The following is a 16,101-nucleotide window of genomic DNA, read 5'->3' on the forward strand; positions in this document are numbered from 1 at the left end:
GCCTTTGACGCCAAGCACCGTGACCGAAACCGAATCGCCGATCATCAGGGTTTCGCCCACGCGGCGCGTCAGGATAACCGCGCCGCCGCGCCCGCCCGCGCCGAGCTTCGCGCCGGTGCGCATCAACGGCGTGGAGCTCGCGCCCGAGGCCATCGCGCGCGAGATGCAGCACCACCCGGCGGCCAGCCTGGAGGCCTCGTGGCGCGCCGCCGCGCGCGCGCTGGCGATCCGCGAGCTGCTGCTGCAGGAAGCGCGGCGGCGCGGCCTCGTGCCCGAGCCCGAAACCGACGACGGCACCGCCGAAGCCGAGGACGATGCGCTGGTGCGCGCGCTGATGGAGCAGGCGGTCGTGCCGGAAGCGCCCACCGAGGCCGAGTGCCGCCGGGTCTACGAGGCCGCGCCCGCGCGCTTTCGCACGCCCGACCTGTTCGAGGCCGCGCACATCCTGGTCGAGCCGCGCACGCCCGACGACGCCGGCTGGCGCGAGGCGCGCGCCCGCGCCCGCGCGCTCGTCGACGAGATCGGCCACGACCGCGCGCGCTTCGCCGCGCGCGCGCGCGAGGTCTCCGCATGCCCCAGCGCGCAGCAGGACGGTTCGCTGGGCCAGGTGCAGCGCGGCGACCTCGTGCCCGCCCTGCAGGAGGCCCTGGAGGCGCTGGCCCCCGGCACCGTGGCCGCCGAACCGGTGCAGAGCCGCTTCGGCTGGCACGTGCTGCGGCTGGAGCGCCGCATCGAAGGCCGCGCGCTGCCTTTCGAGATGGTCCGCACGCGCATCGCCGACCTGCTGGAGGCGCGCGCCTGGGCGACCGCCTCGCAGCGCTTCATCGACGGCCTCGTGCGCGTGGCCGACGTCGAGGGCGTCGACCTCGAGCCGGGAGCGGCGCCATGACCCTGGGCGACCTGCTGGCGGCCTCGCGCGATCCCGCGCGCATCGCGGCCTGGCTCGGCGCCTGCCCCGCGGCCCTGCGCGCGAGCGTGGACGACGAGGCCGCCGCGCTCGGCCTGTCCGCGGGCGACTACCTGCGGCAGGTGGTCGCGGATTTCACCCACTCGGCCTCGCCCGACGCCTGGACCCAGCTGCTCGGCCGCCTGGCGCGCAGCGACGACCCGGGCCGCGCCTGCGTCGAGGCCATGCAGGCCTGGCATCGCGAGGCGCGCGCCGCGCATGCCCACCATCCGAACGAGGACGCTCGCCATGGCTCCCACGCCTGAGCCCCGGCCGCCGCTGCCGGGCGTCGACCCGCGCATGACCCAGAACCGCGACCCCGACTACCGCGAGGACCAGGACGGCAGCACGCCGCTGGACACGGTATCGGTGCCCACCCGCCAGGAGCGCGAGGTCTGGCCGGTGGTCTGGGCTGTGGTCACCATCGCCCTGGTGCTGGTCACCCTGTACCTGATCTTCGGCTGAGCGCGCCCGTCCGCAGCATCGGCCTCGCACGCGGCGGGGCGGACAAGCGCGGGCATGGCCGGCCGCGCGGCCCGCGGGCGGGCGTTCTAGCCGCCCACCGAAGCCAGGTGCGGCGTCGCGCCGGTGTCGCCCTGGTGCAGGCCGTGCGCGGCCTTCTTCAGCCCCAGCTGCGTGGCCAGCAGCGCGAAGAGCTCGTCCTGCTGCGCATCGTGCTGCAGCAGCGGGCGCAGGGAGATGCCGGCGTCGCCGAACAGGCACAGGCGCAGGTCGCCGGTGGAGGTCACGCGCAGGCGGTTGCAGCCGGCGCAGAAGTCGCGCGAGTAGGGCGCGATGATGCCGATGCGGCCGGCGTAGTCGGGGTGCGCGTACTCGCGCGCGGGGCCGGCGTCGGGCGCGCGCGGGCGCAGCACCCAGCCGGCCTGCTGCAGTCGCGCTTCCAGCACCTCGGCGCGCACGTGGTGGCGGCGGAAGTAGTCGAGGTTGTCGCCGGTCTGCATCAGCTCGATGAAGCGCAGGCCCACCGGGCGCCCGCGCAGCCAGTCCAGCCAGGCGGGCAGCTCGTCGTCGTTGACGCCGCGCAGCAGCACGGCATTGAGCTTGACGGCGCGCAGGCCCAGCGCCGTGGCCTCGTCCACGGCCGCGAGGATGTCGTCCAGCCCGTCGCGGCCGGTGATGGCATGGAAGCGCGCGCGGTCCAGCGAATCGACGCTGACGTTGAGCGCGCCCAGCCCGGCGGCATGCCATTCGGCCAGGCGCCGGCGCAGCACGCTGCCATTGGTGGTCATCGCCACGGTGGACACCCCGGGCGTGGTGGCGGCGATGCGCAGCACGTCGGTCAGGTCGCGCCGCAGCGAGGGCTCGCCGCCGGTGATGCGGACCTTGCGCATGCCGGCGCGGGCGAAGGCGCGCAGCAGGCGGGCGATCTCGTCGAGCTCCAGCCAGCGCGGGCGCGCGCCGGCCGCGCGGTAGCCCTCGGGCAGGCAGTAGCTGCAGCGGAAGTTGCAGGCGTCGATGATCGACAGGCGCAGGTAGGGGAAGCGGCGCCCGAAGCGGTCGGCCAGCTCAGCCATGCGCCCACCCGCATGCGGCCGCCGCGCGCGCCCGCCGTGCGTCCATCGACATCCAAGCCGCTGTCCCAGACACGGCGCACCCCCGAGGCAATGCAACGGCAGGAGTATAGGAAGCCGGCGCGCACCGGTCCTCACGAAGACGCGACAGCGGTCTGATGCAGATCAAGGCGGGCGCGCGGGCTCCGGCGCAGCATGCAGGCACCACGAGGGATCATCCATGGACCTGACCGACGCCTGCTGCAGCCCGGACGAGGCCTGCCCGCCCCCCGACGACCCTGCCCTGCGCCTGCCCGACGCCCTGCGTGATTTCGAATCGCTGAGCGCCGAGGACGCCGCGGGAATCGGCCTGTGATCCCCGCCGGCCCGGTGCCGCCGCGCGGCGTCGGGATCGACGGCGCGCCGGTGGCGCAGCAGCCGGGGCTGCCGGTCGGCCGCCGCCAGTCCATGGCCGAGGGCCGCGTGCGCCCGCCCTGCGGCGCCGGCGCGGGTACCGGGTCGTACGGGGCGACGTTCCACGTCCGCACGCACCGCACCCGCCTGCCGGTGGACGCTGCCAGGCGCGTGCCCGGCGCGCGGGCCGGATGATGGACGGCCCGCTCCCGGCACCGGCGGATGACGCCGCGGCCAGCCGCGCCTGGACCCACGAGGCTGTCGACCGCCTGCGCCGCGAGGCCGCGCGCTCGGCCGACACCCACCTGCTGCACCTGACCCTGCCCGCCTACCCGGGCATCGATTTCTACTTCAAGGACGAGGCCTCGCATCCCTCGGGCAGCCTCAAGCACCGGCTCGCGCGCTCGCTCTACCTGTACGCGCTGTGCAACGGGCGCCTGCAGCCGGGCCAGCCGGTGGTGGACGCCTCCTCGGGCAGCACCGCGATCTCCGAGGCCTGGTTCGCGCGCCTGCTGGGCCTGGACTACACCGCGGTGATGCCGGCATCGACCGCGCCGGCGAAGGTCGACGACGTCCGCGCCCTGGGCGGCCGGGTGGAGCTGGTCGCGGACGGCGCCCGCGTGCGCGAGGCCGCCGCGGCCCATGCCGCGCGGGGCGCCTGCTTCCTCGACCAGTTCGGCCTGGCCGAGCGCGCCACCGACTGGCGCGGCAACAACAACATCGCCGAGTCCATCGTCGCCCAGATGGCGCTGGAGCGCTTTCCCGAGCCGGCCTGGATCGTCTGCGGCGCCGGCACCGGCGGCACCTCGGCCACCATCGGCCGCTACCTGCGCTACCGCGGCCTGGCCAGCCGCCTCTGCGTGGCCGAGCCAACGGGCGGCGCGTTCGCCGTCGGCTGGCCCGGGCGCGACCCGGCGGCCCGGGCATGGCGCGCCAGCTGCATCGAGGGCATCGGCCGCCCGCATGCCGAGCCGGGGTTTCTCTACGAGGTGGTCGACGAGGTGCTGGAGATCGACGATGCGCAGTCGGTCGCCGCCGCCTGGTGGCTGCGCGAGCTGCTCGGCGGCTGGTACGGCGGCTCCTCGGGCACCCACTTCGCCGCCTGCATGCAACTGGCCGCGCGCCTGTGCGCGGCGGGCCGCCCGGGCAGCATCGTCAGCATCCTCGGCGACCGCGGCGAGCGTTATGCCGGCACCCTGTTCGACCCGGCCTGGCTGCGCTCGCGCGGCATCGACCTCGACGCCGCCCGCGACGCCCTCCCGCGGTGCTGACCCGCGCTCAGCGCAGCCACACCCGCAGCAGCATCGCCACCGCCCCGACCACCGCCACGCCGCCCAGCCACAGCAGCGCCATCCAGCCCAGGCGCTTCCACAGCGGCTGGCGGTCGGCCTCGTCGGGCGTGGGCATCAGTGGTAGCCCTCGTGCCCGACCTTGCCGCGGAAGACCCAGTACGACCAGCCCGTGTAGGCCAGGATCATCGGCACCAGCACCGCTGCGCCGATCAGCATGAAGACCTGGCTCTTCTCCGGCGCGGCCGCGTCCCAGATCGTGAGCGCGGTCGGCACCACGTACGGGAAGACGCTGATCGCCAGGCCCACGAAGGTGAGCAGGAACAGCGCCAGCGCGAGCAGGAAGGGCGCGCCCTCGCGGCGTTTTTTCAGCGCGCGGAAGTAGGCGTAGGCGATGATCGCGGTGAGCAGCGGCACCTGCGCGGTGACCAGCACCGCCGGGTAGGTGAGCCAGCGCCGGTGGTAGTCGTAGTCCAGGCCGAGGGTGGCGATGCTGACGGCCACGATGCCCACCAGCAGCAGCACGCCGAAGCGCGCGGCCAGGCGGTAGGCATGCTCCTGCGTCACGCCCTCGGTCTTCCATATCAGCCAGGTCGCGCCGAGCACCGCGTAGCCGACCACCACGCTGGCGCCGGTGAGCAGCGAGAACGGGGTCAGCCAGTCGAACCAGCCGCCGGCATAGGCGCGGTTCTCCACCTCGATGCCCTGCAGCAGCGCGCCCAGCGCCACGCCCTGCGCGAAGGCGGCCACGGTGGAGCCCAGGGTGAAGGCGATGTCCCAGCCGCGCCGGTGCGCGGGATCGCGCCAGCGCGCCTCGAAGGCCACGCCGCGGAACACCAGCGCCAGCAGCATGGCGATGATCGGCGGGTACAGCGCGGTCATCACCACGCCATAGGCCAGCGGGAAGGCCGCCAGCAACCCGCCGCCGCCCATCACCAGCCAGGTCTCGTTGCCGTCCCAGACCGGCGCGATCGAGTTGATGGCCTGGTCGCGCTCGCGCCCCACCGGGAACACCGGGAAGAGGATGCCGATGCCGAGGTCGAAGCCGTCCATCACCACGTAGGCGAACACGGCGAACAGGATGATGGCCGCCCAGACGAGCGTGAGGTCGACGTCCGCGATCATGGCGCCTGCTCCGACGGGTTCTCCGAGATCTTCATGGCCGGCCCCGGCGTGATGCCGGCGGTGCGGATCGGGCCGTCGTCCTCGTCCGGCGCGGCCTCGTGCACCTGCACGCCCTTGGCCATCAGCTTGAGGATGTACCAGGTGCCGAAGCCGAACACGAGGAAGTAGACGACCACGAAGGCCACCAGCGAGGCACCCACCGCCGAGGCGTCCAGCGGCGACACGCTCTCGGCGGTGGTCATCACGCCATAGATGGTGAAGGGCTGGCGGCCGACCTCGGTGGTGATCCAGCCGGCGGTCACCGCCACCAGCCCGGACGGGCCGGCCACCAGCGCGGCGCGGTGCAGCGCGGGCCAGTCGTACAGGCGCCGGCGCAGCCGCGCGAGCAGGCTCCACAGGCCGATGGCCAGCATCACCAGGCCCATCGCGATCATGATGCGGAACGACCAGAACACCACCGGCACCGGCGGCTCCAGGTGGTCGGGCACGGTGTCCAGCCCGGCCAGCGGCGCGTTGGCGTCGTGCTTGAGGATCAGCGAGGAGGCCTTGGGGATCTCGATCGCGTAGTCGATGCGCTTCTGTTCGGGGTTGGGGATGCCGAACAGCACCAGCGGCGCGCCCGCCGGATGGCTGTCGTAATGGCCTTCCATCGCCATCACCTTCACCGGCTGGTGCTCGAGCGTGTTCAGGCCGTGCAGGTCGCCCACGAAGATCTGCAGCGGCGCCACCAGCGCGGCCATCCACATCGCCATCGAGAACATGCGCCGCGCGCCGGCCTCCGAGCGCGGCAGCCCGGCCTGCTGGCGCAGCTCCACCGGGTCGTCGGCCTCCACCTTCGGCACCACGCGCCCGCGGCGCAGCTTGAGCAGCTGGTGCGCGCCCACCGCGCCCACGATCATCGCGGTGGTGAGGTAGGCGGCGATCACCGTATGCGCCAGGCGGTACGGGAAGCTGGGGTTGAAGATGATCTCGAAGAAGCCCGCGGCCGGCACGAACTGGCCGACGGCATTGGTGGTGAAGGCCACCGGCGTCTGCATCCAGCTGTTGACGCTGAGGATCCAGAACGCGGAGAAGAACGTGCCCAGCGCCACCATCAGCGTCGCCAGGAAGTGCAGCCTGCGGCCCACGCGGTTCATGCCGAACAGCATCACGCCGAGGAAGCCGGCTTCCAGGAAGAACGCGGTGAGCACCTCGTAGGCCATCAGCGGGCCGATCACCGGGCCGGCGCGGTCGGAGAACACCGCCCAGTTCGTGCCGAACTGGTAGCTCATCACGATGCCCGAAACCACGCCCATGGCGAAGGTGACGGCGAAGATCTTGACCCAGAAGCGGAAGAGGTCGAGGTAGACGTCGTCCTTCGTCTTCAGCCACAGCCCCTCGAGCACGGCCAGGAAGCTCGCCAGGCCGATGGTGAAGGCGGGGAAGATGAAGTGGAAGCTGACGGTGAAGGCGAACTGCAGCCGCGCCAGGAACAGTGCGTCGAAGGAATCGAACACGGGAGCCTCGGGGGATGGGGGCGGTGCGGCCTGCGGCGGCGAGGCGGACACCCGAGCGCGCTTATGCCATATCGGGCGTCAAGCGCCCGTCCGGGTCGCGGCGGCCGCGGCAAGGATACGTCGCGCGCGTCGCCGCGGATGCGCGCGGTGGCCTCGGAAACGCAGCATCGCGCGGCCGCTCCGCGCCGCGCCGCGGCGGCGGGCCTACACTGGCCGCATGCACACCCGCGACCTCATCCACGCCTACTACGAGGCCTTCAACCGCGGCGACCGCGAGGGCATGCTCGCCCTGCTCGCCGACGACGTCGTCCACGACCTCAACCAGGGCCCGCGCGAGACCGGCCGCGAGGCCTTCCGCGCGTTCCTGGCGCGCATGGACCGCAGCTATTCGGAGCGGCTGACCGGCATCGAGGTCATGACCAGCGCCGACGGCACGCGCGCGGCCGCCGAGTACGTGGTGCACGGCACCTACCTCGCGGACGACGAGGGCCTGCCGCCCGCGCGCGGCCAGGCCTACGTGCTGCCGGGCGGCGCCTTCTTCGAGGTGCGAAACGGCCGCATCGCGCGGGTGACCAACTACTACAACCTCGGCGACTGGATCGCGCAGGTGGCGGGCCGCGCGTGAGCCTGCGCATCGAATGCGTGCGCGGCGACGCGATCGACGCCGTGCGGCTGCAGGCGGTGGCGCGCCTGCGCATCGACGTCTTCCGCGACTGGCCCTACCTCTACGACGGCGACGCCGCCTACGAGGCGCGGTACCTGGCCACCTACACGCGCAGCGCGCGCAGCCTGTTCGTGCTCGCGCTGGACGGCGAGGCGGTGGTCGGCGCGTCCACCGGCCTGCCGCTGGCGGACGAGGAACCGGCCTTCCAGGCACCCTTTCGCGAGCGCGGCATCGACGCAGGCGAGGTCTTCTACTGCGGCGAGTCCGTGCTGCTGCCGGCGTATCGCGGCCGCGGCCTCGGGCACGCCTTCTTCGACGCGCGCGAGGCGCATGCCCGCGCGCTGGGCGGGATGCGCTTCACCGCCTTCGCCGCGGTCGACCGCGACCCCGGGGATCCGCGCCGCCCGGCCGGCCACCGCGGCAACGAGGCGTTCTGGCGCGGCCGCGGCTACGTGCGCCAGCCGGGCATGACGCTGCGGCTGGCGTGGAAGGAACTCGGCGCCCAGGTCGAAAGCGAGAAGCCGCTCACCTACTGGCTGCGCCCGCTGGAGGCCGCATGAGGGTCGCCGTCGCCAAGTACCGCATCGGCGCGCCGGCCGACTTCGCCGCGTTCGCCGCCCGGCAGCGCGGGCTGCTGGAAGAGGCCGCCCGCGCGGGCGCGGGGCTCGCGGTGCTGCCCGAGTACCTCTCGCTGGAGCTCGCCGCCACCTTCGACGCCTCCGTGCGGGCCGACCTGCAGGCCTCGCTGGTCGCCACGCAGGCGCACCACGACGCGTACCTCGCGCTGTTTTCCGACCTCGCGCGGCAGTGCGGGCTGCTCGTGCAGGCCGGCAGCTTCCTCACCGACGTCGGCGGCCGCTGGCGCAACCGCGCCTGGTGGTTCGCGCCCGACGGCCGCCGCGGCTTCCAGGACAAGCTGCAGCTCACCGGCTTCGAGAAGGCCACCGGCGTGATCGACGGCGGCGACGATCTGCGCGTGTTCGACGCCGGCGGCGTGCGCGCGGGCATCGCGGTCTGCTACGACAGCGAGTTCCCGCTGCCGGTGCGCGCGCAGGCCGAGGCGGGCGCGCGCCTGCTGCTGGTGCCCAGCTGCACCGACACCGACGCCGGCGCCACCCGCGTGCGCGTGGGCTGCCTGGCGCGCGCGCTGGAGAACCGCCTCTTCGTCGCCCAGGCGGTCACCGCCGGCGAGGCGCCGTGGAGCCCCGCGCTGGACGTCAACACCGGCGAGGCGACCCTCTACGCGCCCATGGACCGCGGCCTTCCCGCCGACGGCATCCTCGCGACCACGCGCGGCGACGCCGCGTGGGCCATCGCCGACCTCGACTTCGACGCACTCGACGCCAGCCGCGCCCACGCGCAGGTCGCCAACGACCGCGACTGGCCGGCCCAGCTGCGGCCGCAGGTCGCGCGCGCGCGCTGGGACGCGGGGCGGTAGTCGACAGGCAATGGCCCGCAGGCATCGGGCGCGGCGATCGCGCCCGGTGACGGGCGCCGTGGACGGTCGGCGGGACGCCACCGGGGCCCCATCTATGCAAAACCAGCCGGTGGCGACGCTGACGCCAGCGAGTGCGGTTGCGGCCGATAGCCGGTCGTAGCCGGGCGGGTTTGGCGACGACCGCTTCCTTTCACGCATTTTCGCCAGCCCGCGCCGACCAGAAGGCGCAGGAGGCGAGTCGGCAGCCAGAACCGGTTCCAGCCGATGGCTTCCACAGTGGCGGCGCTCTTGAGTCGCCAGCCAATGGCTGTCACGACCAACCGTGGGACCCCGAAAGGGCGGCGGCCATCGAGGGCCGCCATTCGCAGTCAGCGATCCGGCGCTGGTTGCGAACCGCAGGTTCGCGCGCGGTGAGCGCCGATCGCGGCGTGGCATGCGGTCACGGCGGGCGATTCTTCGGAAAGGCCCGTTGCCCGGTTCTAGTCTTCGAGCGTTGCTCTGGCTGTACTCGGCGCGCATTCCAGGCTGCAGCACCAGGCGATTCGGGAGACGCCTCCAGCCGATCGCGTCCTAGCGCGCCGCGAACGGCTCTTGATTCGCGAATCACCGGCTGCGACGAGCAATAGTGAGACCCCGAAGGGGCGGCGCGCAGGACGCGCGCCGTCGGCACCCGAGGCAGGATGCCGAATGTGCCGATCCCCGCGCAGTGTCCGGTCGCGAGCTGTAGACCTGTCGGGGAAGGCCCTTTCTTTTGGGTCCTTTTCTTTGGGCCGGCAAAGAAAGGACCTCGGGCGCGGCAGCGCACGAAACGCTTTGGCTGTTGGTTCTTTGCGGAACAGGGGCAAGAGCGACGGCAACGTCCATGAATGCCCGCATTCGCGGGCATGACGGGACTGAGAGGACAAGAGTCCCTGGATCGCCGCCTTTGCGGGGACGACGGCCGTGGGTGGGCCGCGTCGAGGGCGCTATCGCTTGCTTCGCGGAGCACGCACGCTTTGGCGGCCGTCTCTCCCGGAACGACGGCAACAGCGACGCCAACGTCTACCGATACCCCGCCACGGGCATGACGGCCACCGAGCACCGCACGTCACCGGCTCCCCGCCTCCAGCGCGAAAACGGACGCGACCGGGCCGTGCCGGCAGGCCACCCCACGCCCGCGTCGCGCCGATGCCGCCACGCCCACCACGGAACCCTCCATCCACCCCGCGCGACACCGCGCCCCCCTCCCGCGCAGTACCGTCGCCAGACCCCCGCGCCGCGCACCGCGACGGAGCCCGCCCATGCTCGAACTCGTCATCCCCGCCCGCCGCCGCGACCTCGGCGGCTTCGAGGTCGGCCGCGTGCTGCCCTACGCGCCGCGCCGCATGGTCGGCCCCTTCATCTTCTTCGACCACATGGGCCCGGTGGATTTCGCCCGGGCATTCCGCGCAGCGTGGACGTGCGCCCGCATCCGCACATCGGCCTGGCCACGGTCACCTACCTGCTGGAGGGCGAGATCACCCACCGCGACAGCGTGGGCTCGCTGCAGCCCATCCGCCCCGGCGAGGTGAACTGGATGACGGCCGGCCGCGGCATCACCCATTCGGAGCGCTTCGAGCGCGCGCGTGCCGAGGGCGGGCGCATGGACGGGCTGCAGGCCTGGGTGGCGCTGCCGGCCGAGCGGGAGGAGGTCGAGCCCGGCTTCGCGCATTTCGACGCCGCCGACCTGCCGGCCTTCGACGAGGGCGGCGTGCGCGGGCGCCTGATCGCCGGCCACGCGCTGGGGCTGCATGGCGCGGTGCCGGTGCACTCGCCGCTGTTCTACCTGCACCTGGAGCTGGCCGACGGCGCCACCGTCCCGCTGCCCTCGGACCACCCCGAGCGCGCGGTGTACGTCGCGCGGGGGCAGGTCGAGGCCGCCGGGCAGGTGATCGGCGCCGGCCACATGCTGGTGCTGGCGCCCGGTGCCGCGCCGGCCATCCGCGCCCGCGGCCCGGCCACGGTGATGGCGCTGGGTGGCGCGCCGGTGGGGCCGCGCTTCATCGAGTGGAACTTCGTCTCCTCCTCGCGCGAGCGCATCGAGCAGGCCAAGGCCGACTGGCGCGCCGGGCGCGTGCGCCTGCCCGACGGCGACGATGCGGAGTTCATCCCCCTGCCCGAGCCGGCGCCCGCGCCCAACCCCATGTCCTGAACCGGCGGGCCGGCGGCCGCGGCCTGCCGGTAGCCGGGGCGCGGTGCTAAACTGCCGCGCTCGCTGCGCCCGACGGGTGCGGTGCGTCCCCAAGAATCTCAGCGCGCGCCGGCGCGCCCCAGGTGGATCGTGCGCAACTACGACCTCGAGTTCCTCAAGAAGTTTTCGATGGTGATCGGCTTTCTGGTCGTGCTCACCTTCGCGCTGATCCTCGGCGCGCTGTACCTGCACGGCACGCTGCCGACCGAGCGCGACCCGGCCGCCAACCGCGTGGTCGCCGAGCGCATCGCGCCGGTGGGCGCGGTGTACGCGGGCCAGACCGGCGCCGCCGCGCAGGCCGCCGCCGCCGCGGCTGCGGCCGCCGCGGCCGCCTCGCAGGTGGCCTACGGCGGCACGCTGGACGGCTCGGTCATCTACAACCAGCTCTGCGCCGGCTGCCACAGCTCCGGCGCCGGCGGCGCGCCCACGCTGGCGCGCGCGCAGTGGACCGCGCGCCTGGCGCAGGGCACCGACACCCTGCACAAGCACGCCATCGAAGGCTTCCAGGGCGCCGCCGGCGTGATGCCCGCCAAGGGCGGCAACCCGGCGCTCACCGACGAGCAGGTCATCGCGACCGTCGACTGGATGCTGGCCAACCTCCAGTAAGCGCCCGGCCCCGCCGCGCGACGCCGCCTTCGGGGCGGCGTCGTCGTTTTGGCGGCCCGTCAACGCGCGCCTGCGCAAGGTGGGCGCGCCTACCGAGCAGGATCCCGCCGCATGACGCTCCCCGCGCCCCCGTTCCCCGACGACGACGCCTGGCGCGCCGGCACGCCCGCGCACCTCGTGCTCGCCGGGCCGGCCGGGCCGCTGGAGGCCGTGCTCGAAGCGCCCGACGCCGCCGTGCCGGCGCAGCCGGTGGTGGCCGTGTTCTGCCATCCGCTGCCCACCGAGGGCGGCACCATGCACAACAAGGTGGTGACCATGGGCTGCCGCGCGCTGCGCGAGCTCGGCGTCACCACCCTGCGCTTCAACTTCCGCGGCGTGGGCGCCTCGGCCGGGGCCTTCGACGAGGGCCGCGGCGAGGTGGCCGACCTGCGGGCGGTGGTGGCCTGGCTGCGCGCGCACCGCCCCGGCCATGCGCTGTGGCTGGCCGGCTTCAGCTTCGGCGCCTACGTGAGCCTGCGCGCGGCGGCCGAGCTGCAGCCGCGCCTGCTGATCTCGGTGGCGCCACCGGCGGGACGACGCTGGGACTTCGACGAGATGCCGCTCTACACCGGCCCCTGGCTGGTGGTGCAGGGCGAGGCGGACGAGGTGGTCGAGCCGGCCGAGGTCTACCGCTGGCTGGACCGGGTCGCCGAGCTGCGCCAGCCACCGGTGCTGGTGCGCATGCCCGATGCCGGGCATTTCTTCCATGGCCGGCTGATGGACCTGCGCGGCGCGCTGCGCAACGGCGCGCGGCCGCACCTGCCGATGCCGGCGGCGCATGGCTGAGACGCCCTCGCAGCGCTATGCCGCGGGCGTGGCCCGCGGCGACTGGCAGCACGACCCCGCCCAGCAGCCGGCGCTGGCCGAGCTCGACCGCCTGCACGCCGCGCTGCTCGACCCGCCCAGGCCCGGCCTGCTCGCGCGCCTGCGCGGCGAGGTGACGCCCGCGCCGACCGGCCTCTACCTCTGGGGCGGGGTGGGGCGCGGAAAAACCTTCCTCATCGACCTGTTCTTCGACGGGCTGCCGTTCCCGCAGAAGCGCCGCACGCACTTCCACCGTTTCATGCGCGAGGTGCACGCCGCGCTGCGCGCGCACGCCGGCGAGCGCGACCCGCTGGTGGCCATCGCGCGCGGCTGGCGCGAGTCCATGCGCGTGCTGGTGCTCGACGAGTTCTTCGTCAACGACATCGGCGACGCCATGCTGCTCGGGCGGCTGCTGGAGCGCATGTTCGCGGAGGGCGTGGCGCTGGTCACCAGCTCCAACACCGCGCCGGACAACCTCTACGCGCACGGCCTGCAGCGCGAGCGCTTCCTGCCCGCGATCGCGCTGCTGCAGCGCCACTGCGAGGTGGTCTTCCTCGACAGCCCGCGCGACTACCGCCTGCGCGCATTGACGAAGTCGCCGGTGTACCGCGCGCCGCTCGACGCGGGGTCCGACGCCTGGCTCGCCACGCGCTGGCGCGAGCTCACCGCGGGCGCGCCGCAGGAGGACGGCCCGCTGGTCATTGACGGCCGCGCGATCCCGGTTCGCGCGCGCGCCGAGGGCCATGCCTGGTTCGATTTCTCCGCGCTGTGCGAAGGCCCGCGCGGGGCCAGCGACTACATCGAGATCGCCACCGAGCACCACACCGTGCTCGTCGGCGGCATCCCGAAGCTCGACGACACCCGCGGCGACGCGGCGCGGCGCTTCGTGCATCTGATTGACGAGTTCTACGACCGCCACGTCAACCTGGTCTGCACCGCCGATGCGCAACCGACCGCGCTGTACGTCGGCGACCGCCTCGGCGGCGCGTTCGAACGCACCGCGTCGCGGCTGATCGAGATGCAGTCGGCCGAATACCTCGCGCTGGAGCATCGCGGTTGAGGCGAGCGCGGTGGCGCCGGACGCAAACGGCACCGGGCCGCGCATTCCGCCTGCCTATCGCGCATCACGCGCACCCCGAACTTTCCCGTCGCCCGCGGCGAAGCGAGCGATGGGCGACGAGCGCGCAAAAATCCAACTGCGGGCCGTCCGGCAACCAACCCCGCGGCAAGCGATCGCCACGCATGCGCGTGGCCGCACAGTTGGCATAATCCCCTTGCCGCCGATACGCGCGGTGCATCAGGGAGGATGCGATGACGCATCGGAATCGTCCGCCAGGTGCGTCGGCCGCCGCCGGCGCGATCGCAACCGCAGTCGCCGCGCTGGCGCTGCTGACGGCCTGCGCGAGCACGCCCCCTACGCCGGCCGCGCCGGGGGCCGCAGCCGCGCAACCGGCCGCATCCGCCGCGCCGCTGGACCCGATCCTCGATCCCGCCTACGGCCCGCTGGTCGAGGCGAAGGCAGGCCCCTACCGCTTCCGCATCCCCGCCGCCTATTTCCGCACGCAGCTGGGGCCGTATTTCGACGGCAGCTGGGGGGTGGAACTGCTGTGGCCCCGGCTCGGCCCGGTGCCGCTGGGCGGACGGCGCGATCTGGACGTGCGCGGGCAGGCGCGGGTGGTGTCCGTGGACTACAGCTACATTGACCGGGTGGACATCAACAGCCTGATCGAGCGGTACGTCACGCCGAATGGCGACAGCGCCGAGCAGCTGGAAGACCCCACCCAGTCGCTGCACCTGCGCAGCCGCCATGGGCCGGTGCACGGCCTCTGGCGCTATTCGGTGGACTACGCCACGCACAAGCGCCACATCGACAAGTTCCATGGCGGCCACCCGGCCATGCTGGAACCTCGGAACCGCAACGATTGGTACGTGGCCTACCGGCCCGATGGCCGCCTGCGCACGCTGATTGATTGCGACAGCCTGGAGTTTCCCGAGCAGTACGTGATCGAGGGCGAGCGGCTGCGGCACCTGGGTGGCGTGCCCATACCGGGCTGCGTGCATTACTTCACCCTGCCTGAGCGGAAGGTCAGGGTCATGCTGGACTACAACCGCGTGTTCCTTAAGGACTGGGCATTGTTCGAACGCCGCGCCGTCGAACTGCTGGATGCGTTTCTCGTCAACGACTGATCAGGGAAGATCTGAGGCATGAGCGGACTCACCGAACGGGATCTGCGGGTGCTTGCGCACTACGCACATCACGGCAACCGCGAGCTGTACTGGAACTACCTCGCGCAGCTGCCGGGCAACGACGGCTATGGCGCACTTGCGCTCGGCGTGGTGCGTAACGACAACGTGGCAGGCGCCACCGCCAACGTGTTCGCCCAGGAAGTCGCCCGCCGCAAGAACGGCATCGTCCTGATCGAGCGCGAGTGGCAGCGCTTCGGCGTTGATCTGATGCGCGCCGACCTGCAACTTCGCACCGAGCTTGCCGAGAACGGGCACGCGCGTCTCGCCCTGAACCTCCCCGTGAGCCTCGTGCAGCGGGCCCACGACCGCACCTTCAGGAAGCGGGACATCGAGGTAAACGCCTGGACCCCGCGCGAACTCCTCGAAGCCGCCCGCCACCGCGGCGGCGAGCCCGCGGCCGAGCGCCTCTGGCAGACCATGCTCGACAACCGCAGCTGGGGCCTGGAGCGCTTCAAGGGCACCATCGCCGAGATGTGGGGTCAGCGCGAAGCGCCCAACGACATGCTGGACTACTTCTGGCGCGTCACCCAAGCGCGCGTAGCCGCCAGCCAGGTGCTGCCGTATACGGATCCCGACCGCATTGGCCTGCGCGACGTCCACCACGAATACGATCCGGCCAGGCGGCAGTGGTCCATGGTCCAGTTGCTCGGGGACGACCTGAGCGGTCCGCAGCGCCACGAAAGCCCCGAGCGCAATGCCGCGCGCATCGCCGAACTGGAGGACGCGCGCCGCCTGCGCATCGAGCGCCTGGCCATGCGCGACGACTTCCATCCCGACGACCGCTTCCGCCGCCTGCTGCGCAGCCCGCAGACGCTGGCCGGCGACGACGCGCCGCCGGCCGGGCCGCGCCTGGCAGAGGCCGACGACCCGCGCCGGCCCGGGCACCCGGGGCATGCGCTCTACCGCGGCATCGAGCAGGGCGTGCATCGCCTGGACGCCGAGCGCGGGCGCGCGCCGGATGCGGCCAGCGCATGCATGACCGCCGCGCTCTATGCCTGCGCGGTGCGCTCGGGCATCACCTCGTCCGACCACGTGGTGCTCAGCATTGACTCCGCCGCCACGCGCGCCGGCGAGAACGTGTTCGTGGTGCAGGGCGGCCTGTCGGACGCGCGCAACCGGGTGGCCTGGATGCGCACGGACGAGGCCGTGGCCACGCCGGTGGAGCAGTCGCTCGCGAACGCGGCCGAGTATGCCGCCACGCGCGAGGCCGGCGCGCAGGTACTGGCGCAGGCGCATGTCCAAGCAGACGACGCCGTGCGCCAGCACGCGCCCTCGCGCAGCCTGGCCACGCCCTGAGGCGCCGCGGGCGCAGC

At 73.2% G+C, this 16,101-nt stretch carries 19 protein-coding genes and 1 pseudogene; 15 read left to right on the plus strand and 5 right to left on the minus strand.

Going from position 1 to position 16,101, the window contains the following annotated elements; genetic code table 11:
* Nucleotides 1-123 (minus strand): carbon storage regulator (locus tag EYQ95_RS22400; RefSeq protein WP_207916604.1); only part of this gene is annotated, 123 nt, incomplete at its 3' end.
* Here EYQ95_RS22400 and EYQ95_RS22405 point away from each other — a divergent pair.
* The 3 genes from EYQ95_RS22405 to EYQ95_RS26445 are packed head-to-tail and all read left to right on the plus strand — an operon-like array spanning nucleotide 116 to nucleotide 1,411.
* Nucleotides 116-889, plus strand: a complete 774-nt coding sequence (locus EYQ95_RS22405; protein WP_132330728.1) for a peptidylprolyl isomerase — start codon at nucleotides 116-118, stop codon at nucleotides 887-889. The two genes, EYQ95_RS22400 and EYQ95_RS22405, sit on opposite strands and share 8 nt — an antisense overlap.
* Nucleotides 886-1,212, plus strand: coding sequence for a hypothetical protein (locus EYQ95_RS22410; RefSeq protein WP_132330730.1), 327 nt, complete (start codon nucleotides 886-888; stop codon nucleotides 1,210-1,212). The genes EYQ95_RS22405 and EYQ95_RS22410 overlap by 4 nt, the downstream gene beginning before the upstream one ends.
* Nucleotides 1,213-1,246: 34 nt before the next feature.
* Complete coding sequence (locus EYQ95_RS26445) at nucleotides 1,247-1,411, plus strand: hypothetical protein (protein ID WP_165924826.1); 165 nt, start codon at nucleotides 1,247-1,249, stop codon at nucleotides 1,409-1,411.
* Nucleotides 1,412-1,497: 86 nt separating this feature from the next.
* Here EYQ95_RS26445 and moaA read toward each other — a convergent pair whose 3' ends face one another.
* Nucleotides 1,498-2,481, minus strand: a complete 984-nt coding sequence (moaA, locus tag EYQ95_RS22415) for a GTP 3',8-cyclase MoaA (RefSeq protein ID WP_132330732.1) — start codon at nucleotides 2,479-2,481, stop codon at nucleotides 1,498-1,500.
* 217 nt (nucleotides 2,482-2,698) lie between these two features.
* Here moaA and EYQ95_RS27015 point away from each other — a divergent pair, with 217 nt between their 5' ends.
* From EYQ95_RS27015 to EYQ95_RS22425, 3 genes are read left to right on the plus strand one after another with little or no spacing between them, the layout of a single operon-like run.
* The gene (locus EYQ95_RS27015; protein WP_256432856.1) at nucleotides 2,699-2,833 is read left to right on the plus strand and encodes a hypothetical protein; all 135 of its coding nucleotides are present in this window, start codon (nucleotides 2,699-2,701) and stop codon (nucleotides 2,831-2,833) included.
* Nucleotides 2,830-3,066, plus strand: coding sequence for a hypothetical protein (locus EYQ95_RS22420; RefSeq protein ID WP_132330734.1), 237 nt, complete (start codon nucleotides 2,830-2,832; stop codon nucleotides 3,064-3,066). The genes EYQ95_RS27015 and EYQ95_RS22420 overlap by 4 nt, the downstream gene beginning before the upstream one ends.
* Entirely contained in the window at nucleotides 3,066-4,142 is a 1,077-nt protein-coding gene (locus EYQ95_RS22425) for a PLP-dependent cysteine synthase family protein (protein WP_132330736.1), read from the plus strand. Before EYQ95_RS22420 ends, EYQ95_RS22425 begins: the two co-directional genes overlap by 1 nt.
* Nucleotides 4,143-4,149: 7 nt before the next feature.
* Here the strand turns inward: EYQ95_RS22425 and EYQ95_RS22430 are convergent, their stop codons facing one another.
* The 3 genes from EYQ95_RS22430 to EYQ95_RS22440 are packed head-to-tail and all read right to left on the minus strand — an operon-like array spanning nucleotide 4,150 to nucleotide 6,781.
* Entirely contained in the window at nucleotides 4,150-4,278 is a 129-nt protein-coding gene (locus EYQ95_RS22430) for a DUF2474 family protein (protein ID WP_132330738.1), read from the minus strand.
* On the minus strand, nucleotides 4,278-5,285 hold the full coding sequence (gene cydB / locus EYQ95_RS22435) for a cytochrome d ubiquinol oxidase subunit II (protein ID WP_132330740.1): 1,008 nt from the start codon (nucleotides 5,283-5,285) through the stop codon (nucleotides 4,278-4,280). The genes EYQ95_RS22430 and cydB overlap by 1 nt, the downstream gene beginning before the upstream one ends.
* Nucleotides 5,282-6,781 (minus strand): cytochrome ubiquinol oxidase subunit I, encoded by a 1,500-nt coding sequence (locus EYQ95_RS22440; protein ID WP_132330742.1) that lies wholly within the window; start codon nucleotides 6,779-6,781, stop codon nucleotides 5,282-5,284. The genes cydB and EYQ95_RS22440 overlap by 4 nt, the downstream gene beginning before the upstream one ends.
* A 217-nt stretch (nucleotides 6,782-6,998) precedes the next feature.
* Here EYQ95_RS22440 and EYQ95_RS22445 point away from each other — a divergent pair, with 217 nt between their 5' ends.
* The 9 genes and pseudogenes from EYQ95_RS22445 to EYQ95_RS22485 all read left to right on the plus strand — a co-directional run bounded on the left by EYQ95_RS22445 (nucleotide 6,999) and on the right by EYQ95_RS22485 (nucleotide 16,084).
* Entirely contained in the window at nucleotides 6,999-7,406 is a 408-nt protein-coding gene (locus tag EYQ95_RS22445) for a ketosteroid isomerase-related protein (protein WP_132330744.1), read from the plus strand.
* Nucleotides 7,403-8,005 carry a GNAT family N-acetyltransferase gene (locus EYQ95_RS22450; protein WP_132330746.1) on the plus strand — a complete coding sequence of 201 codons (603 nt, stop codon included), beginning with the start codon at nucleotides 7,403-7,405 and terminating at the stop codon, nucleotides 8,003-8,005. The genes EYQ95_RS22445 and EYQ95_RS22450 overlap by 4 nt, the downstream gene beginning before the upstream one ends.
* Nucleotides 8,002-8,883 (plus strand): carbon-nitrogen hydrolase family protein, encoded by an 882-nt coding sequence (locus EYQ95_RS22455; RefSeq protein ID WP_132330748.1) that lies wholly within the window; start codon nucleotides 8,002-8,004, stop codon nucleotides 8,881-8,883. Before EYQ95_RS22450 ends, EYQ95_RS22455 begins: the two co-directional genes overlap by 4 nt.
* A 1,280-nt stretch (nucleotides 8,884-10,163) precedes the next feature.
* Nucleotides 10,164-11,053 (plus strand): annotated as a pseudogene (locus tag EYQ95_RS22460) (pirin family protein).
* A gap of 129 nt (nucleotides 11,054-11,182) precedes the next feature.
* On the plus strand, nucleotides 11,183-11,698 hold the full coding sequence (locus tag EYQ95_RS22465; RefSeq protein ID WP_132330750.1) for a cytochrome c5 family protein: 516 nt from the start codon (nucleotides 11,183-11,185) through the stop codon (nucleotides 11,696-11,698).
* A gap of 111 nt (nucleotides 11,699-11,809) precedes the next feature.
* The gene (locus tag EYQ95_RS22470) at nucleotides 11,810-12,523 is read left to right on the plus strand and encodes an alpha/beta hydrolase (RefSeq protein WP_132330752.1); all 714 of its coding nucleotides are present in this window, start codon (nucleotides 11,810-11,812) and stop codon (nucleotides 12,521-12,523) included.
* Entirely contained in the window at nucleotides 12,516-13,601 is a 1,086-nt protein-coding gene (gene zapE, locus EYQ95_RS22475; RefSeq protein WP_132330754.1) for a cell division protein ZapE, read from the plus strand. Before EYQ95_RS22470 ends, zapE begins: the two co-directional genes overlap by 8 nt.
* Nucleotides 13,602-13,852: 251 nt before the next feature.
* On the plus strand, nucleotides 13,853-14,728 hold the full coding sequence (locus tag EYQ95_RS22480; RefSeq protein WP_132330756.1) for a hypothetical protein: 876 nt from the start codon (nucleotides 13,853-13,855) through the stop codon (nucleotides 14,726-14,728).
* Between the two features lie 18 nt (nucleotides 14,729-14,746).
* On the plus strand, nucleotides 14,747-16,084 hold the full coding sequence (locus EYQ95_RS22485) for an XVIPCD domain-containing protein (protein WP_132330758.1): 1,338 nt from the start codon (nucleotides 14,747-14,749) through the stop codon (nucleotides 16,082-16,084).
* Nucleotides 16,085-16,101: the final 17 nt, after the last annotated feature.

The sequence above is a fragment of the Lysobacter sp. N42 genome (genome assembly GCF_004344885.1).